Source organism: Tateyamaria sp. LSS28 (genome assembly GCF_059611725.1).
In genome coordinates this window covers 364,958-387,908 of sequence record NZ_JCAPFI010000002.1, presented here as the reverse complement: position 1 = coordinate 387,908, position 22,951 = coordinate 364,958, and the positions used below count along the sequence as shown (strand labels likewise).

Annotated in this window: 19 protein-coding genes; 5 read left to right on the top strand and 14 right to left on the bottom strand. The window is 60.8% G+C overall.

What is annotated here, in order from left to right:
* Positions 1-37: 37 nt before the first annotated feature.
* Positions 38-970: a LysR substrate-binding domain-containing protein gene (locus AC53L6_RS06485; protein WP_496907241.1), complete on the bottom strand. Its 933-nt coding sequence runs from the start codon at positions 968-970 to the stop codon at positions 38-40.
* Between the two features lie 107 nt (positions 971-1,077).
* Here AC53L6_RS06485 and AC53L6_RS06480 point away from each other — a divergent pair, with 107 nt between their 5' ends.
* Together AC53L6_RS06480 and AC53L6_RS06475 are read left to right on the top strand one after the other, a co-directional pair.
* On the top strand, positions 1,078-2,715 hold the full coding sequence (locus tag AC53L6_RS06480) for an amidohydrolase (RefSeq protein WP_496907240.1): 1,638 nt from the start codon (positions 1,078-1,080) through the stop codon (positions 2,713-2,715).
* Entirely contained in the window at positions 2,708-3,571 is an 864-nt protein-coding gene (locus AC53L6_RS06475; RefSeq protein ID WP_496907239.1) for a CobW family GTP-binding protein, read from the top strand. Before AC53L6_RS06480 ends, AC53L6_RS06475 begins: the two co-directional genes overlap by 8 nt.
* Positions 3,572-3,593: 22 nt before the next feature.
* On the opposite strand, the gene AC53L6_RS06470 is transcribed toward AC53L6_RS06475, so the two are convergent.
* The 13 genes from AC53L6_RS06470 to AC53L6_RS06410 form a co-directional block, all read right to left on the bottom strand.
* Positions 3,594-5,441, bottom strand: a complete 1,848-nt coding sequence (locus AC53L6_RS06470) for a V-type ATP synthase subunit A (RefSeq protein ID WP_496907238.1) — start codon at positions 5,439-5,441, stop codon at positions 3,594-3,596.
* On the bottom strand, positions 5,438-6,130 hold the full coding sequence (locus tag AC53L6_RS06465) for a hypothetical protein (protein WP_496907237.1): 693 nt from the start codon (positions 6,128-6,130) through the stop codon (positions 5,438-5,440). Before AC53L6_RS06465 ends, AC53L6_RS06470 begins: the two co-directional genes overlap by 4 nt.
* A 2-nt stretch (positions 6,131-6,132) precedes the next feature.
* Positions 6,133-6,810 carry a hypothetical protein gene (locus AC53L6_RS06460; protein ID WP_496907236.1) on the bottom strand — a complete coding sequence of 226 codons (678 nt, stop codon included), beginning with the start codon at positions 6,808-6,810 and terminating at the stop codon, positions 6,133-6,135.
* Positions 6,810-7,253 carry an ATP synthase subunit C gene (locus AC53L6_RS06455; RefSeq protein ID WP_299206065.1) on the bottom strand — a complete coding sequence of 148 codons (444 nt, stop codon included), beginning with the start codon at positions 7,251-7,253 and terminating at the stop codon, positions 6,810-6,812. Before AC53L6_RS06455 ends, AC53L6_RS06460 begins: the two co-directional genes overlap by 1 nt.
* The gene (locus AC53L6_RS06450) at positions 7,250-9,043 is read right to left on the bottom strand and encodes a V-type ATP synthase subunit I (RefSeq protein ID WP_496907235.1); all 1,794 of its coding nucleotides are present in this window, start codon (positions 9,041-9,043) and stop codon (positions 7,250-7,252) included. Before AC53L6_RS06450 ends, AC53L6_RS06455 begins: the two co-directional genes overlap by 4 nt.
* The gene (locus tag AC53L6_RS06445) at positions 9,040-9,636 is read right to left on the bottom strand and encodes a V-type ATP synthase subunit D (protein ID WP_299706416.1); all 597 of its coding nucleotides are present in this window, start codon (positions 9,634-9,636) and stop codon (positions 9,040-9,042) included. The genes AC53L6_RS06450 and AC53L6_RS06445 overlap by 4 nt, the downstream gene beginning before the upstream one ends.
* Positions 9,614-10,975 carry a V-type ATP synthase subunit B gene (locus AC53L6_RS06440; protein WP_496907234.1) on the bottom strand — a complete coding sequence of 454 codons (1,362 nt, stop codon included), beginning with the start codon at positions 10,973-10,975 and terminating at the stop codon, positions 9,614-9,616. Before AC53L6_RS06440 ends, AC53L6_RS06445 begins: the two co-directional genes overlap by 23 nt.
* Positions 10,965-11,948: a carbamate kinase gene (arcC, locus tag AC53L6_RS06435; RefSeq protein WP_496907233.1), complete on the bottom strand. Its 984-nt coding sequence runs from the start codon at positions 11,946-11,948 to the stop codon at positions 10,965-10,967. The genes AC53L6_RS06440 and arcC overlap by 11 nt, the downstream gene beginning before the upstream one ends.
* 2 nt (positions 11,949-11,950) lie before the next feature.
* Positions 11,951-12,952 (bottom strand): ornithine carbamoyltransferase, encoded by a 1,002-nt coding sequence (gene argF / locus AC53L6_RS06430; RefSeq protein ID WP_496907232.1) that lies wholly within the window; start codon positions 12,950-12,952, stop codon positions 11,951-11,953.
* A 21-nt stretch (positions 12,953-12,973) separates the two neighbouring features.
* On the bottom strand, positions 12,974-14,203 hold the full coding sequence (locus AC53L6_RS06425) for an arginine deiminase (protein WP_496907231.1): 1,230 nt from the start codon (positions 14,201-14,203) through the stop codon (positions 12,974-12,976).
* Entirely contained in the window at positions 14,203-15,564 is a 1,362-nt protein-coding gene (locus AC53L6_RS06420; RefSeq protein ID WP_496907230.1) for an amino acid permease, read from the bottom strand. The genes AC53L6_RS06425 and AC53L6_RS06420 overlap by 1 nt, the downstream gene beginning before the upstream one ends.
* A 4-nt stretch (positions 15,565-15,568) precedes the next feature.
* On the bottom strand, positions 15,569-16,969 hold the full coding sequence (locus AC53L6_RS06415; RefSeq protein WP_496907229.1) for a YfcC family protein: 1,401 nt from the start codon (positions 16,967-16,969) through the stop codon (positions 15,569-15,571).
* Positions 16,970-17,155: 186 nt separating this feature from the next.
* Positions 17,156-18,268, bottom strand: coding sequence for a porin (locus tag AC53L6_RS06410; RefSeq protein WP_496907228.1), 1,113 nt, complete (start codon positions 18,266-18,268; stop codon positions 17,156-17,158).
* A gap of 211 nt (positions 18,269-18,479) precedes the next feature.
* Between AC53L6_RS06410 and AC53L6_RS06405 the strand changes: the two genes are divergently transcribed.
* The 3 genes from AC53L6_RS06405 (at position 18,480) to AC53L6_RS06395 (ending at position 22,951) form a co-directional block, all read left to right on the top strand.
* Entirely contained in the window at positions 18,480-19,514 is a 1,035-nt protein-coding gene (locus AC53L6_RS06405; protein WP_496907227.1) for an AraC family transcriptional regulator ligand-binding domain-containing protein, read from the top strand.
* A gap of 140 nt (positions 19,515-19,654) precedes the next feature.
* Positions 19,655-20,728, top strand: a complete 1,074-nt coding sequence (locus tag AC53L6_RS06400; RefSeq protein ID WP_299206043.1) for a replication initiator protein A — start codon at positions 19,655-19,657, stop codon at positions 20,726-20,728.
* Between the two features lie 507 nt (positions 20,729-21,235).
* Positions 21,236-22,951, top strand: coding sequence for a PHA/PHB synthase family protein (locus AC53L6_RS06395; RefSeq protein ID WP_496907226.1), 1,716 nt, complete (start codon positions 21,236-21,238; stop codon positions 22,949-22,951).

The window sequence follows — 22,951 nt, the reverse complement described above, 5'->3', positions numbered from 1 at the left end:
TGTGAAAGCGCTAAAAAATAGCTCTTATCATCTCAACTCACTCGGCACGTACAGCCAGGTTTTCAAACACCCCATCGTCGCGAAGTGCATGGCAACGCTCGATAAACCGCTGCACGGGATAGGGCAGCGTGACCCGCGATTGGGTCACCAGGCCAAAGCGCCGGGCCGGGATCGGGTCGGTGATGGGCAAAACGGTGATGCCTCGACTGTCGAGCGCCGCGCTTACAGGACGGGCATTCAGAATGGAAAAGCCAAATCCTGAGGCAATCAGCGTACGGATCATCTCGACCGATGACGTGGCATGGGCCACGCGCACCGTCAGACCCGCATCAGCAAACAGGTCCGAATAATAGGTGCCCGACCGCTGCAATTGCAGATTGATCATCGGCTGGTCCTGCAAATCGGCAAGGCTCACCGACGTGCGCTGTGCCAGCGGGTCCTGCGTGTTGACCATGGCATAGTGCGGCAGCTCGACCATCAGGTCAAAATCATGGTGGCTCCCGATCACTTCATCATAGGTAAAGGCGATATCGGCCGCACCCGTGTCCAGGTACTCGGCGACATTGTCCATGTCGCCCTCGACCAGCTCGAACTGCACATTGGGAAACTCCGACTGGAACTGCTTGATCGCAGGAGGCAGGAACGTTGCCGCCGCCGTTGCGAAACAGGCCAACCGGATCGTGCCCGTCACGGCCCCACCAAGCGCATAAAGCTCCGCCTCGAAATCCCTGTAGTCAGCCAGGAAGCGACTGATCAGTTTCAGCGTGTCGGCCCCGCCGGGGGTTTTCTGAATGCCCTTGGCCGGCACCCGCGTGAAAATGCCAAACCCCAACTCCGCCTCAAGCGCATCAATGGCCGCCGTGATCGAACTTTGTGAAATGCTCAGCGCTTCTGCTGCAGCCGCAATTGACCCCAGCCGTCCGGTCGCCTCAACGTAACGCATCTGCTTCAACGTCAGACCGACTGCCATCATTCCCCCATAAAATAGTATTTATGCGGCGATTAAATCCAGTTTTTGGCAAAAAGAAAACCGCCTAGCCTTGCACGACAGACGTTTTCAGCCGCAGGCCCCCACACGTGATCAAAATACTCTCCGCCCGTAAAATCCTGACGATGAACCCGCAAAAGCCGCACGCAACCCATGTGGCCATACGCGATGGCCTCATCCTTGGCGCAGGATCACTGGAAGAGCTTAAGGGTTGGGGCGACTATGAACTCGACACCCAATTTGCAGACAAAGTGCTGATGCCCGGCCTTGTCGAAGGGCACTGCCATCTGCAGGAAGGCGCGCTTTGGTCCCACACCTACGTCGGCTTCTTCGACCGCATGTCGCCCGAGGGGGACATGCAGGCCGGCTGCAAAAACCTCGACGCCGTCCTGTCCAAACTGGCCGCGGCAGAGGCCAAGCTGGACGACCCCGACGCGCCCCTGCCCGCCTGGTCGCTCGATCCGATCTATTTCGACAACCAGCGCGTGGACCGCACGCAGCTCGATACGATCTCGACCACCCGCCCCATCGGGATCATGCATGCCTCGGGCCACATCATGAACGTCAATTCCAAAGCGCTGGAACTGGCGGGCCTGCTGAAACCCGGAATCAATCACGAGGGCGTGCCGCTTGGGCCAGACGGCCTGCCCTCCGGCGAACTGAAAGGCCCCGATGTGATGAGCCCCGTCTCCATCCACGTAGGCTTCGACCGCGACATGCTCGCCTGCGACGAACAGGGCATGTGGCGCTTCGGCAAGCTTTGCGTGCGGGCTGGGGTCACAACGGCAACTGACCTCGCCGCGCGCCTGCCCGAAGAGGCCGTGACGCTGATGCACAAAGTCACCGGCAACACCGCCTACCCCGCCCGCATCGTCCCCTTGCGCTTTCACCACGGTGTCAGCCCCGAGGATCTGATCAAACATGTCGAGGCGCTCGCCCCGCAAAGCACAGAAAAGCTGCGCCTGGGCCGGATCAAGATCGTGGTCGACGGCTCGATCCAGGGGTTCTCCGCACGTCTGCGCGCGCCCGGCTACTATAATGGCGCGCCCAACGGGCTGTGGTACATCGCGCCCGAGCAACTGGCCTACATCCTCGAAACCTCGCTCGCCAAAGGCATACAAGTGCATTGCCACACCAACGGGGACGAGGCGACGCAACTTGTCATCGACACCATGCGCAAGGCGTTGCGCAAAACCCCGTCATCCGATCACCGGTTCACATTGCAACATTGCCAACTGGCCGACACGGCCCAATTCCGACAAATCAAGGAACTGGGCCTGTGCGTGAACCTCTTTGCCAATCACCATCACTATTGGGGCGACCAGCACTACGAACTGACGGTCGGCCCGGAACGGGCCGAACGCATGAACGCCGCAGGCACCGCCGCACGGGAAGGCGTGCCCTTCGGCATTCATTCGGATGCGCCCATCACGCCACTTGGTCCCCTGTTCACCGGGTGGTGCGCCATGAACCGCAAAACCGCATCGGGGCGGACATTGGGCGAAGCGGAAAAGATCACGCTCGATCAGGCGCTGTACGCTATCACTCTCGGCGCCGCCTATACCCTCCACATGGATGGAGAGGTCGGCTCGATCGAAGCCGGCAAACGGGCGGATTTCGCCGTGCTCGAAGACGACCCGGAAGAAATGGGCACCGAACGGCTGAAAGACACACGGGTGTGGGGCACCGTCCTTGGCGGAAAACCCTTCGCAGCCGCCAATGTCTGACACCCTGCCCATGACAATCATTGCCGGCTATCTGGGGGCTGGCAAAACAACCCTGATCAATCGGATCCTGCGGAACGCAAATGGGCAACGGCTGGCCGTTTTGGTCAACGAATTCGGCGCACTGCCGATCGACGCCGATCTGATCGAAGCGCAGGACGAGGACCTGATTGCGCTGGCGGGCGGATGCGTCTGCTGCTCCTATGGCGATGATCTCATGCTGGCGCTCAGCAAGATGCGTACCCTTGATCCCAAGCCCGATCACGTGCTGCTGGAAACATCAGGCGTCGCCCTGCCCGGCAAGATCGCAGCCTCGGTGGGCCTTTTTGGCAATGACATTCAGATGCAGGGTATCGTCGTACTGGCAGATGCCGAATGCCTGCCTGACCACTTGGCCGACAGCTACCTGGCCGACACGATCATCCGTCAACTCGCAGCCGCCGACTTGACCGTTCTGACAAAGACGGATTTGGCCACGTCGGATCAAAGGCAAAACAGCAGGGACATTATCTGCCAACACGCTACGCGCGCGACCCTGCTCGAAAACGGCAGCGAACACTTGCATGAGGTGCTGCTACAGGACACAGCAGTGATCCCCCCCATCCAGCACAACAACGATCCGCACCGCATCGCCCTGACAACGCGGACCATTATACCGTCCGAACCCGTCGATGCACAGGACTTCGCGCAATCTCTGGCCGATCAAAACACCGTTGTGCGGGCGAAGGGGCACCTGATCGCCAAACCGGACAACACAATGCTGACGCTGCAAGTGGTCGGCAAACGGTACAAACTGACCAAGGCGGACGCCACGACAACACCCGGGATCGTGATCATCGAACGACACGACAGCGCGTGAGGCCACAAAAGGGCCTTCGGTTTCACAGCTCCGATATCTTTGCTTCGATCTGCGCCAGCAGCGACTTGTATTCCGGCGTGCCATCCGCCGCGTAGTGGAAGTTCTTAAAGAGGCCGGTGATCTCGGTGAACCAGCTGCGGATCGCACCCTTGTCCTCAAGCGTCATCGTGGCATCCACGACCCGCTGCATCAGCCCGAACACACGTTGCTGCCGGTCAAGCGGCGCGCAACTGTCCACGTCGTCAAACGCGTCTTGTTGAAGAAAGATCATGTCGACGAACAGTGCCTTCTGGAAGGTCACGTAGTCGCCAAGGGTCACACCCTCCTCACCCGTCACCTTCATCATCTGGCTGATCTGCTCGCCCTGCTCCAGCAGGGCTTGCAGCGCCTTCACCCTGCCCGTCCAGCCCGGTTCGATATGGCGGTCATACCAGTCCGCCATCTGGTCCAGATAGCGCGACCACGAAAGAAGCGGGTCAACCGCCGGATAGAAGCGTTTGTAGGCGCGCTCCGACGACAGGCCGAGGAAACACTTCACCGTGGACAGGGTGGCTTGCGTGACCGGCTCGTCAAAGTTGCCGCCCGCCGGCGACACGGTGCCAATCATCGTCAGGCTGCCCGTGGCTCCATCCGCCGCCTCGATCACACCCGCCCGTTCGTAAAGACCTTTGATTGAGCTTTCGAGATAGGCGGGGAACCCTTCCTCGCCCGGGATTTCCTCCAACCGCCCGCTCGTTTCGCGCATGGCCTGCGCCCAGCGGGACGTGCTGTCGGCGATCAGTAGCACGTCCAGCCCCATCTGGCGGTAATACTCACCCAAGGTGATCCCGGTGAAAATCGACGCTTCACGTGCAGCCACAGGCATCGACGACGTGTTGCAGATGATGATCGTGCGATCCATCAGGCTCCCGCCCGAGGTCGGGTCGGTCATCTCGGGGTATTCAGTGATGGTCTCGACCACCTCGCCCGCGCGTTCCCCGCAGGCCACGATGATCACGATATCCACCTGCGCATTGCGCGCGATCAGGTTCTGCAACACGGTCTTGCCCGCCCCAAAGGGTCCGGGAATACACGCCGTTCCACCCCGCGCGATGGGAAAGAATGTGTCGATCAACCGTTGCGAGGTCAGGATGGGCGTATCGGGAAACTTGCGCTGCACAGCCCCGGATTTCAGTAGATCACCCGCCATGGGTCGCCGCACCGGCCAGCGCTGTGACAGGGGGATCACATGCTCTTGCCCGCCATCCGAGGTCAGGCGCGCGACAGGGTCATTGACGGTCACAGCCCCCTTCTGCACCCAGTTGACGGTGTAGGTGCCCGTCCAGTTGAACGGCAGCATGATCTTGTGGGTAAAGCGGCCCTCGGGCACCGTCCCGATGGTCTGGCCAGCAGTCACGGTATCCCCAAGTTTCACCGACGGCGTGAACGACCATTTGGCTGCCCGATCCAGCGGGTCCACATCCGCACCCCGCGGCAGGAAAATGCCATAGGCATTGGCCACCTGTTTCAGCGGCGCCTGCAACCCGTCATAGACCTGCCCCAACAATCCCGGCCCCAGCGCCACCGACAAAAGCTGCCCGCTCTGCACCACCGGATCGCCCACGGCGACGCCTTGGGTGCTTTCATAAACCTGCGCGTCAGCGGTGTTGCCCCGCACGCGCAAAATCTCGGCCTTCAACCGCTCCTGCCGACCTCCCGCCGCCGGACGGCTGGGCAGGATGTAGACCATCTCATTCTTGACCAAGGCCCCCGGCGTTCCGTCAGGATTGTCCATGGATTCGATCCGCACCAACCCTTCCTGCACGGCGACGATGCGCGCAGTGGCGGCTTCGGCCTCGGGGTGTTGAACCTTCTTTGCGGCGGCGGTCATGCTGTGGCTCCTTCCGCTTGCAAGTGGGGGAAATTCTTCAGCGCGTCTTCGGACAGTTCGGTAAAGCGCTGTGCCGCGGCCACGCTGTCGGCCTTGGCCCAGCGGTCAAAAATGTTCCACTTCAGCACGTAGATGACGACCGCTTCGAAATCGAAGTGATGGCGGCCTGCATGACGCTGCAACTGGCGAAAGGTGACATCCAGCAGATGGCGTTGCAGCCCCAGCGGGTCCCCCTGTTCCAGCAACTGCCCCGCCTGCCGCAACCACGGCAGTGACCGCTCAAGACCAAAAGCAGGCTCCCGCCAATTGGCCGCGATCTGAGACGTCCAGACGCCATAGCCCCACGCCCCCTCCGGCGCCCCGGCCCCGCCATGCCGCATTCGCAGCGCGGCCACAGCAGTGCGCAACTCCATCCGTTCGTCCACGATGCGCCGCAACGTGCGATACGGCAGATCGGACATCAGAACCTTTGCCCGGCCAACCAACGTGTCCAGGTTCGACCCCGGGTCATAGGCCGACCAGCTCAACAACCGCTCGATCCGCGCAAGCGTCTGCGCATGTGTTTCGCTCAGCGCCGACAGGCGCCTGTTAAGCCGCAAGCGCGACAACGGGGGCCGCTTGGCCACAAACAACCGCTCCGAACTCGGCAGGCTGGACACGAGCGCGACGTAGGCATCGGGATCAGACATGGTTACTTGATCACCCCCTCAAGCACGGCACGGAAACGCGGTTGCAAGTGCTGCATCAACAGCGCAGCAATGGCCTGATCTGACAGGTCCAGCGCCACGCCATCTTCACCCGCCTGCGCCCGGATACCGGCGTGCAGATCGCTTGCGGCATACAGCGTCACACCCTCTTTCAACTTGTCCTGTGCCAGACCCAGAACATATTGGGTCAGCGCGCCCGACTGGATGTCATCGGCATTGGCCGTGATCGCCTCTGGGCCGACCACCTCGGCGGGCAGGATCACACTTGCCCCCTCGCCCATCGACGCCGCCTGCCCCGCCCGACCGACAAGCTCCAGCACCATCTGGCGCAGCATCTCGGGCTCGGACATCTCGGTGCTGACCATGCGCTGCACGTCCTGTTCGAACTGCGCCATCATGGTCGATTTCATCGTCAGCACTGCATCGCGCATGGCGGTGTTCAGTGCCTCTTCGCCCGCGCGCACGTAGCGGTCTGCCGCCTTCTTAGCGTCGGCCTTCGTGTTCTCAGCGGCAGCCTCCGCTTCTGCCACGATCCTTACCGCCTGCGCCTGCGCGTCGGCCACCAACCGCTCCGCCTCTGCCGTGCCTGCGGCCACACCATCGTGACGCAACCGCGCGATCAGGGCATCCACCCCTCTGGCTGTCTCCTGCTCCGCTGCCATCACGCAATCCCCGCGCTGATGACGAGGGCAAAGACAAAGGCGAAAACGCCAAAGCCTTCGATGATGGCAGCGGGCGCAAGGGCCAGCCCAAAGATCTGTGGCTTCTCCTTGGACGCATTGATCGCCGCGGCACAGGCACGCCCCTGCCAGATCCCGGAATACAGCAGCGCAATGCCCGACAGCAGACCGACCCCAAACAGGCCCCCCGCATTCTCAAGCGTCACCTCGCGGTTCAGCGTGAACATGATGACAATGCCATAGATCACAAAGGTCGACGGAAAGGCCGAGATGCCGACGAACCGGCCATAGCCGCCCTCGGTCTCCAGCATCGCCCCGATACTCGCCTGCCCGGCAATCGAACAGCCGATGGAGCTGGCCACCGCGCCAAGGGCCATGGGGGAAAAAATACCGACCCACCCCAATGCGATTACAAACTCATTCATTCCTGAACCTCCTTGCGGGCAAAGGCCCGGAAGACGATGCCTTCCTCGGGCAGACCCCATTTGTAAAACTCGATGAAATTAAGCCGCAGCCCGTGCACAACACCGCTCATCATCGCGAGCGCGAAGTTGAGCACATGACCGATGACAAAGATCAGCAACCCGCCCAGCACAGCAAGGCCGGAGCCGGACGCCATCACATCCGCCGCGAGATCGTTGAACCTGATGGCCAAAGAGGCCGAGGCGAGGCCAAGCGCGAACAGGCGCATATAGGACAGCACGTCGCCAAACATGCCCATCAAGCCCGCAGCACCTTTGAGACCGTCAAACCCGCGCCACAGCCAGTCCTTGGGCTGCCGCACGGACCGGTCACTGGCATAGGCCATGACCAAAAGCAGACCCAAGCCCATCAGCGCCGCGCCAACGTCGCGGGATGATCCCTCCAGACCGCCGATCCACAAAACCATCCCGCCCACCAGCAGAGCGATCCAGCCCAGATTGGCATAGCGGCTGCGCGTCCTCTTGGCCTGAAACGCCATCGCGTTGGCAAAGCAGATGTGCAGCACACCGATCAGGATCGACAGGGTCATCATCGTGTCGAAATCATTGAGATCAAGGAACGCAAGGCCGCCCAGCACACCTCGTTCCGGCGGAGCAAAGCCAAAATAGCTGCCCACGATCACGCCAAACGCCACGGCCGCCACGGCCAGGTACAACCCCATCCGCCGCCACGCCCGCATATGCGCACTGACGCCCAATCGCCGCCAAAAGGCCAAAACAAGCAGGCCCACCACGATGCCATAGCCCGCATCCGCCACGATCATGGCAAAGAACAGGGCAAAGGACAGCATCAGCATCCGCGTCGGGTCCCACGCGCGGTAATGGGGCGGCTGATAGAACGTCGCCAGATCGACCCCTGCGCCCGCCTCATCGGGTTGCTCCAGCAAGGTGGGCGGCGTGTCCTCGGGTCCCGGCGCTTCGATCAACACGGCCAGTCCCAGATGGGCACAGGCCTCCTCGACCTCCAGCACGCGCGCCTCGGGCACCCAGCCCTGCACGGCAAAAAGGTCCGGATCGCGCAAGGTCTGACTGTCGGCAAAGGCCCGTTCGGCCAGCGTTTCGGCCTCGGACAGCTTGCCGCGTAGCAAGGTCAGATAGCGGGTCAACGCCATCCGCTCGCCCAGCAGGGTTTCAATCTCGATCTCGGCAGTTTCCAGATCGGCTTCAAGCACTCGGCCGGGTTTCGCCCCCAAATGCACCCGGGGCACAGGCAGCAGATCACTCGGCGGCTCCTCCGGGCTCAGAACCACAACAAAGAGATACCGCGCATCTTGCCCGACAATCTGCCAGGGCAGGTCCACCGATTGCAGCGCCGCGCGGTGCTTCACCGGCAGTTGCCAGAACCACAGGCGCTGACCTGCAAGGCTCTCGAGCGGTGGGAATTCGAAATCTCCCCACGGCTCCATATGCTGCAACCGGTTGGCCAGCGCATCACGGCGGTCCCGCGCCCCGCGCAACCTGTCCTTCAACGCCAGCACATCCGCGACAAAGCTCTGTACATCGAAATCGGGATCGCTGCGCACCTGCCGCCGTGGACCCGGTACAACCGCCAGAAAACGCAGTGCTTTATAGGCCTCCTCCGCCTCGCGGCTCACCCGCTTCTCCACCCGGGATTCGACCGGGGCAAGCGGCAGGATATGCATCACACCCATATCCTGCAGGCGTGTCAGGGCCGCGTCCTGCGCCGCCACAGGCCCCACAAGGCTCAGCTTTTTCAAGGGCGCAATGCTCATGCCGCCCCCCGCTTCCGTTTGGCGATCTTAGACCGGGTCACGGCACTGGTCTGCTCGTCGCTCAGGTAAATGCGGATTTTCTTGATGTTGGCGCGGGCGGTGGGGATCAGCACCTTGTCAAACAGGTTCAGCCGCTGGGTCACGGTCTGGACAGCACGGTCCAGCACCTCGACCCGCTGGCGCGCCACCTGAACACGCAACCGGACGGTCAGCATGTCGTGCAACAGGTGCGTCACATGATCGACCCAATGGGGCAGCACCATGGGCGAATAGGGGCGCACCGTCACCTCGATCCGGTCGAGCACGGGCAGGCGCGTGCCCACCACATTCTCCTCACCCAGATGATAGTCGGTCAGCTCTACCAACCCGCTCAGATCAATATCGCGATTGCTCAGCATCGGCACATCGCGCCCGACCTCCGCCGCCAGCCGGTCGACTTCCTCCTGCAAGGCGGCCACCTCGGCCACAGCCTTGGCCCGTTCCGCCATCAGCTGCTGACGCTTCAGATCCAGCGACGGCAGAAACCGTTCATAGGACCGTAACTGCGCCGCCTCGCGGGCGAGCGATGATTTATTCAGCTGCAACCGCGCCATGCGCCACCTTGGGGAAAAATTTGTCGATCAGGGTTTGCTTCATCAGCAACTGTTCTGCGGTGAAGCATTCGGCCAGCGTCTGCCAGCACAGGTCCAGCGCTTCCTTCAGCGGCATGGACACGTTGATGTCCATGAACCGCGCGCGGAACAGGTCGCCAAACTTCAGCACCTGGTGGTCATAGTCCGACAGCTCGAACGCCATCGCCTGTTTCTGGGTCGCATCACGGGCCTCGGAATAGAACCGGATCATCGTGTTCATGATCTGGCTGTGATCCTCGCGCGTGGTCTTGCCCACTACGTTCTGCTTGAGGCGCGACAGGCTGCCGAACGGGTCAATCACACCGGAATGCAGGTAAAACTGCCCCTCGGTGATGTAGCCGGTGTTGTCAGGCACAGGGTGGGTCACATCATTGCCCGGCATGGTGGTCGCGGCCAGAATGGTGACCGACCCACCCTTAGCATAGTCGCACGCTTTCTCGTACCGGCGCGCCAATTCGCTATAGAGATCGCCCATATAGCCGCGCTGCGACGGCACCCGCTCCTGGCTGATACCCACCTCTTTCATCGCGTCGGCATAGGCGGTCATGTCGGTCAGCAGGACCAGCACGCGCTTGCCCTCCTCCACAGCGAACTTCTCGGCCACGGCCAGGGCGAGATCAGGCACCAGCAACCGCTCCACCAACGGGTCCGAGGCCTGATTGACGAACATGACCGTGCGCGAAAACACACCCGCATCCTCGAACGACTGCCGAAAGGTGTAAAAGTCGTCAAAGATCAGGCCCATGCCGCCAAAGACAACAATGTCCGCATCCGCCTGAATGCCGATCCGGGCGAGGAAGGGATTGTAAGGCTCTCCCGACACCGAAAAGATCGGGATCTTCTGGCTCTCCACCAGGGTGTTGAACACGTCGATCATCGGCACATCGGTGCGGATCATGCGCTTGGGCACGATGCGCTCTGCCGGGTTCACCGACGGCCCGCCAATATCATAGCGCGGCTCACCGCTCAGGTCCGGGCCGCCATCCACCGGTGCCCCCGCCCCGTCAAAAACGCGACCCAGAATGTTGCCGGAATAGGGCGCCTGCATCGGGTGGCCCAGAAAGGTCGCCGTGGCTCCAGTTGAAATCCCCTTGGTGCCGGAAAACACTTGCAGGGACACGATATCGCGCTCAATCCGAATGACCTGCGCCAGCGATGTCGCACCATCCACGCTTTTCACCACGGCCAGATCGCCATAGCGCACCACGCTGTCCGCCTCGGCCCTCTCCGGCACATGGACCTTGAGCGTATCGCCCACGATTTCCAGAACCTGCGAGTAGCGGATCAGTTCACGCACCATGGCGCACCTCCGTTTCAACCGCTACACCCTCATCCGGGGATGGGTCATGGAATGTGATGCCTGTCGCATCGGCTGAGATCAGCGTGCCGCGCTCTCCCGCGACCATCGCCTCCACATCGGCGAGCATGCCGATGGCCGCTGTCTTGCCGGTCTTACGGGCGAACTGGCAGGCCGCCGCCACTTTCGGTCCCATGGACCCGGCGGCAAAGCTGTGCTTTTCCAGCGCCTCAGGTGATGCCAGCTTGATCACGCGCTGGTCGGGCGTGCCCCAGTCCAGAAACACCCCTTCGGTGTCCGTCGCGGCAATGAACAGGTCCGCACCGATCTCCCGCGCCAAAAGTTCCGAGGCGAAATCCTTGTCGATGACGGCTTCGATCCCTTCCAGATCGCCCTCAGCATTGTAAGCGGTGGGAATGCCGCCGCCACCCGCGCAGATCACCACGGTGCCCTGCTCGACCAGCCACTTGATCGGGCGCAGTTGAAAGATGCGCTGGGGCAACGGCGAGGGAACAACACGCCGCCACTTGTCGCCATCGGCCCGCATCTGCCAGCCCTTTTCGGCGGCAATCCGGTCCGCCTCGGCCTTGTCATAGACTGGCCCCACGAACTTCGTCGGATCGGCAAAGGCGGGATCGTCCCGGTCCACTTCAATCATGGTCAGCAACGTGGCCAGCGGCTTTTCGAACGGCAGCCGGTTGCCCAGCTCCTGTTCAATCATGTAGCCGATCATGCCGTCGGTCTGCGCGCCCAGCACATCCAGCGGATAGGCTTCGTCCGGTTTGTAGGCATGGCCCTGCAAGGCCAGCAGCCCCACCTGCGGGCCGTTGCCATGAGTGATAATCAACTCATGATCCATCGCAATCTGCGCCAGGGCCTCCGCTGCAATCGCGGTGTTCGCGCGCTGGTTCTCTGCCGTCAGCGCTTGGCCGCGCCGCAACAGGGCATTGCCACCCAGGGCCGTGACAATCCGCATGATCAGCGCCCCAACGTGGCCACGAGCACGGCCTTGATCGTGTGCATCCGGTTCTCGGCCTGCTCAAACTGAATACCTGCCGGGCTTTCGAACACCTCCTCGGTCACCTCCATTTCCGAGATGCCGAACTTCTCGTAAATCTCCTGTCCCACCTTGGTCTCTGTGTTGTGGAAGGCAGGCAGGCAATGCATGAACCGTGTGCTGGATTTGCCGCTCGCTGCCATCAGCTCGGCATTGACCTGGTAAGGGGTCAGCTGCTTGATCCGCTGCCCCCAAACCTCATCCGCTTCACCCATCGACACCCAGACATCCGTATGGATGAAATCAACACCCTTCACGGCCTCGGCCGGGTCATCGGTGATGGTCAGGGTCGCACCATACTTGGCCGCGGCTTCCTCGGCCGGGCCGCGAAACTCATCCGTCGGCCACAGCTCCTTGGGCGAGGCGATGCGCACATCCATGCCCATCAGACAGCCCGCGATCATCAGCGAATGGCCCATATTCGACCGGCCATCGCCCACATAGGCATAGCTGATGTCATGTAGCGGCTTTTCCGCGTATTCCTGCATGGTCAGCAGGTCGGCCAGCATCTGGGTCGGATGGAACTCGTCCGTCAGCCCGTTGAACACCGGCACGCCCGCGTGCTCCGCAAGTGTCTCCACCAGATCCTGACCAAAGCCGCGATACTCGATCCCGTCATACATCCGGCCCAGCACACGGGCCGTGTCCTTCATGCTTTCCTTGTGCCCGATCTGCGACCCGGACGGCCCAAGGTAGGTCACCCCCGCCCCCTGATCCATCGCCGCCACTTCAAAGGCGCACATCGTCCGGGTCGAGGTCTTCTCGAAAATCAGGCAGATGTTTTTGCCCCGCAGATGCTGCTGCTCGGTCCCCGAATACTTTGCGCGCTTCAAATCACGCGACAGGTCCAGCAAATAGCGCAGCTCACGCTGATCGAAATCCAGCAGCTTCAGGAAACTGCGCCCCTTGAGATTGAATGCCATGGGCCTCGTCCTTTCGATAAATCAGTAATCCACCGGGTCACGCCAGATCGGGCAGGTCATGCAATGCCCCCCGCCCCTGCCCCGGCCCAGCTCGGACCCGGCAATGGTAATGACCTCGACCCCCGCCTTGCGCAGCAGTGTGTTGGTGTAGGTGTTGCGGTCGTAGGCCACGACGACACCGGGCTCGATGGCGACAACATTGTTGCCGTCGTCCCATTGCTCGCGCTCCTGGTTGAAGGCATCGCCCCCGGTCTGCACGATGTTCAGAGCCTTGATGCCAAGGCACTCGGCGGCCACGTCGAACAGGTGCTTGTCCTCGTGGTGAAAGTCGATGCTGCCCTCGCGATTGCCGGGGCGCAGGCTGACGCATTTGATCTCGTTGCAGACCTCGACAAAGGCGGTTGCGGTCTCGCGGTCGCAATGGCTGAACACCGTGTCCAGATGCATCGCCGCACGGCTCCGCGGCATCTGGCAGGCCACCACCCGCTCCGCCGCCTCCTTGGCAAAGAGCGCCTTGGCCACCTGCCCCACGGCCTGCGGCGTCGTGCGCTCACCCATACCGATCAGAACGGTGCCCTTGCCCCATGGCATGACATCGCCACCTTCAACCGTGGCCGGGCCATAATCCGTGTCCGGATCACCCCACCAGATGTCGAAATCGCCCCCTTTGAAATCGGGATGGAACGTGTAGATCGCCGTGACCAGCAAGGTCTCGGGCTTGCGCGCGGGCCAATACATCGGATTGACCGTGACACCGCCGTAAATCCAGCAACTGTTGTCGCGGGTGAACTGCGTGTTGGGCAGTGGCGGAATGACAAAGCCCAAGGTGCCCAGATAGCTGCCGAACATGCCCGACGGGGTAAAGGGCAGGTCCTGCACTGAAATCCCGCCAATCAGGAACCGGGCCAAGTCCTTGGCGGCCATCTCGTTCAGCCAACTGCGCAACTCGCCCAGCATACCGACGCCCACCTGGTTCTGGGTGATGCGCCGGTCCAGCACCCACTTGCGCGCCTCCGCGTCCTTCAGCGTTTTGGCCAGCAGGGCCTGGAACTCCAACACCTCGACCCCGCGCTCCTCCATCTTCATGCGGAAATCGGCGTGGTCCCGGCGCGCCTTGTTGACCCACAATACGTCATCGTACAGTAGTTCCGCCGCATTGCCCGGGGTCAGCCGCGCATGGGCAAGCCCCGGTTCACAGACCATGACCTTGCGCAGCTTGCCGATCTCTGAATGCGCACCAAATCCAGACATCAAATTGATCCTTCCTGTGTGAAATCAGTTCCCTTCATCCAGCTTTGCCAGACGTAGACAGGCACCCCCGCCATCAGCAGCAGGAAGCCGTAGAACACGACCTCCGCCCCCGATCCGAAAATTGCCCAAACGGAGTAGATGAAGCCCAAGACGGCCAGCAGAATGACCTTGCTCATTTCACCCGGCGACGGGCCCACCACGCCACGTGCACGCAGCGCCAGCTCAGCCAGCGCGCAAAGGAGGTAGGGAAACAACGTCGACAGGGTCGCCAGCAGGACAATGAACTCGAACTGCTCGGCAAGGTTTTCGCTGAAACTCATCAGGATCAGACCGCTGGCCAGCACATTCGACACGACCAGACCAAAGGCGGGCGTGCCGGTGGTGCTAAGACGGGCAAAGGCTTTGGGGAATACGCCATCCTGCGCCGCACCCAACGGAACCTGCCCGGTCAGCAGGGTAAATCCGTTCAACGTGCCAAAGGTCGACACGCAGGCGCCCAACGCAATGAACATGGCCCCACCCGCACCCCAGATCGCCCCGGCGACCAAGGCCAGCGGCGCGTTCGATCCCACCAACTCGGCGGATGGGATGACGCCCAGGGCCACGACCGTGACGCCGATGTAAACAAGGGCGGTCAGGGCCGTGCCGACGATAGTTGCCAACGGAATGGTTCGTTCGGGGTCCGCCACATCACCCGCAGGCACGGTCGCGGATTCAAGCCCCAGAAACGCCCACAGCGTTAGGGCTGCACAGGCCGAAATGGCCGACAGCGCGCCAACCTCACTGGTGTTCACCGGCGTGAAGTTCCCCGGATCAATGTACGCCACGCCCAGCACGATCAGCGCCAGCAGCGGAAACAGCTTCATGCCCGTGGTCAGGATCTGGACAATGCCCGCCTCCCGCACGCCCCGGATGTTGAGCCATGTCAGTAACCAAATCGCCCCAAGCGCCGCTGCCACGCTGGCAAGCGGGCTCGCCCCGATGTCCGGCAACAGAAAGCCAAGATAGCCAGCAAAGGCCACGGCAATGGCGGCATTGCCGGACCACAGCGCGATCCAGTACCCCCACGCCACGAGGAACCCGGCAAAGTCACCAAACCCATCCTGTGCGTAAGCGTATGGTCCACCCGTGCGCGGCGCGATCCGCGCCAGTCGCCCAAAGATCAGCGCCAGCACAAGCGCCCCGGCCGCCGTGACCAGCCACCCCACCAGCGAAATGGACCCATACGCCGCCAACGCAGACGGCAACAGAAAGATACCCGACCCGATCATGTTGCCCACGACCAACGCCGTGCAGGCAATCAGACCCAGACCGGCCCCCCTCCCCGCCCCTTGGGCAGCGATATGCGGCGTGTCAGTCACGGGTTCAGCCCATGGTCGCGATGCTAAGACCCACCATGATGATCGCACTCAGCAGGATCAGCAGTGGCACCATGAACCGAATCCAGCGGTCATAGGGCACCCGCCCCAGCGCAAGCCCGCCCATCACCACGGCAGAGGTCGGGGTGATCAGGTTCACCAGCCCGCTCGCCGATTGGTAGGCCGTCACGACCAGTGACCGTTCGACGCCCGAAAAATCGCCAAGCGGTGCCATGATCGGCATGGTCAACACCGCCAACCCTGACGACGACGGCACCAGAAAGGACAGGCCTGCCTGCAAGCCGAACATGGTGTTGATGAACGCAACCTCGCCCAGCCCCTCCACGGCGTCTTCGGCCCAGAACAGGACAGTGTCGGTCATGTTGCCCGCATCCATGACCACAACGATGCCGCGCGCGATCCCAATGATCAGCGCCACGCCCAAAAGGTCACGCGCCCCGTCGACAAAGGTGGTGACAAACGTCTCCTCCCCCATCCAGTCGATCACACCAATGATCAACGCAGCGACCAGAAACAGCGCCGACATCTCGGCCATCCACCAACCACCCGCGGACACACCCCAGATCATCACACCAAAACTTGCGGCAAAAACGACCAGGATGATCTTGTGACGGCCCGTGAACTCAATCTCGTCACCGATCGAGGCTTTCAGGAAATGCGCCTTGTTGGACTGTTCAAGGTCGGCCACGACCGACCGCCCCGGCTCGGTACGCACCCGCGCGGCATAGCGCATGACATACGCCACGCAGGTCAGCCAACAGGCCACCAGCAACGCCAGCCGCAGATTGATGCCATCCGTGAAAGAAATGCCCGCCGCATCCGACGCAATGACAGTGGCAAACGGGTTGATGGTGGACCCAAGCGTGCCGACACCGGCGCCCAGCATGATGATGGCGACACCTGTCAGCGCATCGTATCCAGCGGCGATCATCACCGGGATGATCAGGGCATAAAAGGCCAGCGACTCCTCGGCCATGCCATAGATCGTGCCCCCGGCGGCAAACAGCGCCATCATGATCGGGATCATCCACTTCTCGCGGCCCCTCAGCCGCCGCATGGCAGTCCCGATCCCGGCATCAATGGCACCAGTCTTGGTCACGACGGCCAGAAAGCCGCCAATCACAAGAACAAACAGCGACACGTCAATTGCCTGCGCCTCATAGCTGCCTGGGTCATAAAACCCGGCAATCGGCGCAAGAAACACATCAATGATCCCCTGCGGGTTCGGCTTCACGGTCTCATAGGTTCCCGGCACGGGCACATCCCGCCCGAGCGCCTCATTGGCGACACGCTCATACTCACCGGCAGGTACAAACCACGTTGCAATCGCAACAAGGGCAATCAGGGCAAAAAGGATGGTGTAGGCAGTCGGAAACTTCAGCTTCATGGCGCGATGACTTCCCCGGAGTTATGGCAGACCTTCAAAGACGGATTGGAACGCTGACCCCAGCCTAGGCAGCCAAAACAGGGCCGCGTTGATATGCGTCAACGGTGTTTCCGATTGTGCGATGGACGGCGAAAAACCGCGGGCGGCGCGACAGGACACCGCCCACAATCCTGCGTTTTCAGTGCGTTAGAACTTCCACAACGCACCCAAAACGATGGTCGAGTTGTCCTGGAAATCACCCGTACTGTCTGAATAATCGTATTCCTGGTAAGTCAGGTACAGATCAGTGTTCAGCCTTTCGACCCTCTGCACCACGCCGACGCCCCAGACATCCGAATCCGACCCATCGACGTTAAAATCGGAACCGTCCCAGTAGTGCAGCCCGATGCCGGTCTTGCCCATCGGCAGCCAGTCGGCCTCGTAACTCACCTTGGCATAGTAGTATCGCGGGTCGCTGGCCCCGCTGGCATCGTCATCGCGGTCACCAATGGCCGCGGTAAAGCCCAGCCCGCTTTGCAGCAGAACCGACGCAGACGCCACGATGTCAGAACGATCACCCTCGGTCCCGTTGCGCTCCTGGTACGCCAGACCGGCCGACATCTCTGCACCACCGCCAATCGATGCATTATAGAAAACGGCCACGTCGTAATATTCGTTCTCATCCTCCTGATCGAGGATGTTCTCCCCCGCCGCCGCACTGAACGAGAAGCCCGAGAAGTCGGGTGAATCGTAGCGGATACGCCCACGGCGCGACCCATCGAAGTTGTCCGTGGTGTCGCCAATGGCCGGACCGCTCAGCACGTCAAATCCATCACGAAACAGAAAGCTCGGGTTGGCATCCGCGGTAAAGGAATACAGCGCCGTGCCCACATAGGACAGGTCAACCTCGGCAACACCATCGGCCGCCATGCTGCCCTGACCCAATGACACCTGACCCCAGGCACCCTCCAGCGAAAAGTCGAAATGGCGGATGTCATCGCGGGTAAAGCGGCTGTAATCCGATCCGCTCTGGCTCACCTCGGAGGAGTTCGGCAGCCCAAGACCCGTCTCCAGCCGGAATTGGAACGTGTTGTTTCCGAAGGGCGTTGAATACCGCAGGCCAATCCGGCTGTTCGACAGGTCATTGTCCAGCAGGTTGGTTTCGCTGTCCCGCCCATCATCGACCGAGATGATGGCGGGGTTCAGTTGACCATAAAAGGTCAAGGTCGCACCGGACCCCAAGTTGTATTCCAAATCTGCCAAAACAGGCGTCGCCAACGCGGTCAGCCCGGCGGCGGTTGGGATAAGTGCCGTTTTCATTTGAACCCTCGTGTTTGTCCGCTGCGCGACCCGTTTGCACCCCGCGCACGCGGGCCAAAACAAAAGCATTGCCCGCAGGGCAACACTCCCAACATGTGAAGGAGACGCACAAAAAATCATTCTTTTCCAATGATATAGAGACTATACTTGGAAGAAATGGCATCTTCGGACAGATGCTTGATAATTCCGGCCAAATACATACCTGCCGGATATGAGAAAGCTGTCCAACATGCGCACTGCGACAGGCATCCGGGCGGTGTGCGACGTTGCGCAGGACATGGGCATTGATCCGGCAGAGGTGTTGAAAAACACCGGATTGCAGCGCCAGGATCTCACCGGCACAGACAGCCAAGTGACTTGGCTGCAAGAGGTTCAGACGATCAGGAACATCGTTCGCCTCGCCCCGCACGACATCGGACTGGGTGCCAGGGCGGGCCGCAAGCTGCACCCCTTTGCCTACGGGGTCTACGGGTTTGCCCTGCTGACCGCGCCCACGCTGCGGGTCTCGGCCCAACTCTCTCTTGACTACATGCAACTCTCAACCGGCCTGACCACCTACACGGTGGAAGACAGCGGTGATCGGGTGCTTATCAAACTGGATATGACAGAACTGCCCCCCGAGGCCCACACCTTCGCGATCGAGGCCCAGTCGGTCATCAGTTTGGATTTCATTCGCGAAATGTTGGACGCGCCCAATTTCAACGACATGGTTGTGGAGACGCCCTATACCGATGCGCGCTATGTTCAGGATATCGCCAGCGCAATCGGCGTGACGGTCAAAGGGGCAAGTCCCGGCTTTGCCCTGTCCTTTTCCTCCGCATTGTTTGACCAACCTTTGCCAAAATCGGATCCGGCCACGTTCCAGTACTGTGTCGACCAGTGCCAGATCCTGTTGGAACAGCAGAACGCGCAACCGGACCTCTGGTCGCAAAAGGTCAGACACACGATCCTCGACAACATCGAAGACGACCTGAACATCCAGACGGTCGCCGGGATGCTTGCCACAACAGAACGCACCTTGCGTCGGCGGTTGTCCGAGGAAAAGACCAGCTTCCGCGAGCTGTACCTCGACGCAAGACTGTCGCGGGCCCATCACCTCCTTGAGATCTCCGGTCTGCATGTGGACACGGTGTCGTGGCGTGTCGGCTATGCGGAACCCGCCAGTTTCACACGGGCCTTCACCAAAAGGTTCGGCAGGTCGCCCGGTCAGGTGCGGCCCCAAAAAACACCTGTTGGATCAAACTGAGCACGCCTTTTGACGACGCGGTCAAACGCGACTTGTGCCAAAATCCACCGCTACCGCAACATCTTGAAAATATCGGTACATCGGGAACACAAAACTCGGTATAACGGGAACACGCGAGATTCGGTACATCGGGAACGGACGTGTCAGACAAACAAGTAGACCTCTTCTTGGACCAACTCGCCGACGCGCCCGTCAAGGACGAGCGCGCGCTGATGGAATTTCCCTTCTTCTCCCTGCAAAAGCGCCCGCGCATGACCCCCTTCGTTTTCGACGATGGCACGGTCAAGATCGAGATCCAGCCGGGGCACAAGGGGATCGCCACGATCTGGGACAAGGACATCCTTATCTACCTGACATCATTGGTAAATGAACGGATCGAAAACGGCCGCTTCGACGCGGACACGTCCAACACAATCCAAGACCGCACAATCACCTTCTCCGCCTATGACTTCCTCAAGGTCACGGGCCGCAGTTCCGGAAAACGCGCCTACGAGCTTTTCCTCGACGCGCTCGACCGGCTCCGCTCGACCAACATCCTGACCAACATCACCGCAGGCGACGAACGCGAACGCCGCGGTTTCGGCTGGATCGAAGACTGGCGCGTGATCGAACGCACGAACCGCCGCGGACAAAAAGTCATGGGCGCCGTCGAAGTCACGATGAACCGCTGGATGTTCAACGCCATCGTCAAGGATCGCCGCGTTCTGACCATCAACCGCGATTACTTTCGCCTGTCCAAAGGGTTGGAGCGCCGCCTCTACGAACTGGCCCGCAAACATGTGGGCCGCCAGCCCGAATGGTACATCGGCATCAAACGCCTGGCCGAAAAATGCGGCTCCATCGACACCGAGCGGAAATTCAAGTTCCGCATCAACGAGATTTGCGAGGCCGGCACCATCCCCGACTACCATGTCGAGATCGTGGACCCCTCCTCCGTCTCCACCCCGTTCAAGACCAAGGGAAAACAGGCGCTTGTGCGGTTCCAGCCGAAATTCGACGATCTGACTGTTCCCGATGTACCGAACGCGCTGAACCTAGACGTCGCCCACTCCGTCCTGACCGAAGTCAAACACGCAAACCCGGAATATGACATCCAATATATCCTCAACGCATGGCGCGAATGGGCGGAAAAAAAGGACGAACCGGTCAAAAACGCCAATGCAGCGTTCCGTGCCTTTGCAAAAAAGTACATCGAAGCCAACCCGATCTGGTGACTCGGTACATCGGGAACATTCTATCGGTACATCAGGAACACACGACTCGGTACATTAGGAACGCTAGTTCGGTACATCGGGAACACATGTTCGGTACATCAGGAACGCTAACAATCCTCAAGGACCTGAATTCCCTGAGTCTTTCCAATGTCCTAACATCGTAACAAACCTAACCAGATTTCTAACAGAAATAACCAAACACCCAGCAAGCAGGCACCGTCAGCCTCTGCCATAAACGTCTTTTTTGCTTAGAAATAGCGGCCCTGAAGCAAACTCAGATGTTCCTGATGTACCGATAACGCCCTGATGCACCCCAACGGTTCACCTCAAGGCCCGACATTCACAGGAAAACGATAAATTCTTGTGCACCTCCCACCCCGCCTGAACGCCAAACAGGCATAGAAACCCACCGGCACATTCCCGCTTACGGGTTCGACAGTCGCATGCTTGTGATGTGGGTCAGCCATTCTTACCTGCGAGCAGGATCGACAACCGCAGGTGTGCAAGATGAAAGACTTCAACAACCAACCATCCGAACTCTCCACAGACCACACCTTTCGCAAACTCATCGCAACAATGACGCGCGGCACCTCCCCCGTTTCAACGATCAACATGTGGAACGACTGGGCGTTGCATCTCGCGACATCACCGGACAAGCGACTGACCCTCGCCAACAAGGCGCGGGACAATTGGACAAACTGGCTCAGCTTCGTTGCCAATGGATGCCCAGCAGAACCAGAGAACTGGCCTGCCCAGCCCAAAAAAGGCGACCGCCGGTTCACCGACCCCGGCTGGACCAAACCGCCTTTCGCCGCTTGGGCGCAGGCGTTCCTGCTGACCGAAGACTTCTTTGATGCGGCCACATCGAACGTCCCGGGATTGAACCCGGCAAATGACGCAAAAATGACCTTCATGATGCGCCAGTTGCTGGACGCCATGTCGCCCAGCAACTTTCTGGCCACCAACCCCGAAGCCATCGCACGCACCGTTGAAACAGGCGGGCAAAACCTCATTGATGGCGCAGCGCACGCCTTTGCCGACATGCAAAAAGGGCTGAAAGGCGATCGCAAACAACCCACGAAAGTGGTGGGACGGGACGTTGCCATCACCAAAGGCAAAGTCGTCTATCGCAACCGCCTGATGGAGCTGATCCAATACGCCCCACTTACCGACACGGTACATCAGGAACCGGTTCTGATCGTGCCCGCCTGGATCATGAAGTATTACATCCTCGACCTCAGCCCGGACAACTCGATGATCCGCTACCTGACGGAACAGGGGTTCACCGTATTCGCGATCTCGTGGCGCAATCCGGGCGCCGAAGACGCCAACCTCGGAATGCTCGATTACCTGCATCAGGGGCCCATGGCAGCGCTTGACTACATCGGTGAGGCAACCGGGGCTCAACAGGTGCACGGCACCGGCTACTGCCTTGGTGGCACGCTTCTGTCGATCGCTGCGGCCAGCATGGCCCGGGACAAAGACACCCGGCTTGCCAGCCTCACCCTGCTCGCGGCCCAGACCGATTTCAGCGAGGCCGGTGAACTGATGCTGTTCATCAACGAAAGCAAGGTGTCCTTCCTCGAAGATGTCATGGCCGAACAGGGCTACCTCGAAGCGGATCAGATGATGAGCGCGTTCCAGATGCTGCGCTCCAACGATCTGATCTGGTCGCAGATGGTCCGCAAATACCTGCTGGGCGAAGGCGAACCACCGATGAATGACCTTATGTCGTGGAACGCCGACAGCACCCGGATGCCTGCACGGATGCACGCGGAATACCTGCGCCAGATGTTCCTGAACAACGACCTCGCGGCCGGGCGCTACCACGTGGACGGACGTGCGGTGTCGCTGCGTGACATCCGTGTCCCGATCTTCGGTGTCGGCACGGAAACCGATCACATCGCCCCTTGGAAATCCGTGTTCAAGATCCACGATCTGGGGCATGCCGATGTCACCTTTGCCCTGACCAATGGCGGCCACAATGCAGGCGTCGTTTCCAAACCTGGCCACCCTCGCCGCCACTTCCGCCTCCACACCATCCGCGACGATGAAAACACCCTGAGCCCCGAGGATTGGTGCGACGTGGCCGAGCTGCACCAAGGCAGCTGGTGGCCCGCCTGGACGGCATGGTTGTCCGACCGGTCCGGCAAAATGGTCAAACCTCCGAAAATCAAGAATGCGTTGGCGGATGCGCCGGGAACCTATGTCAAAATGGAGTAA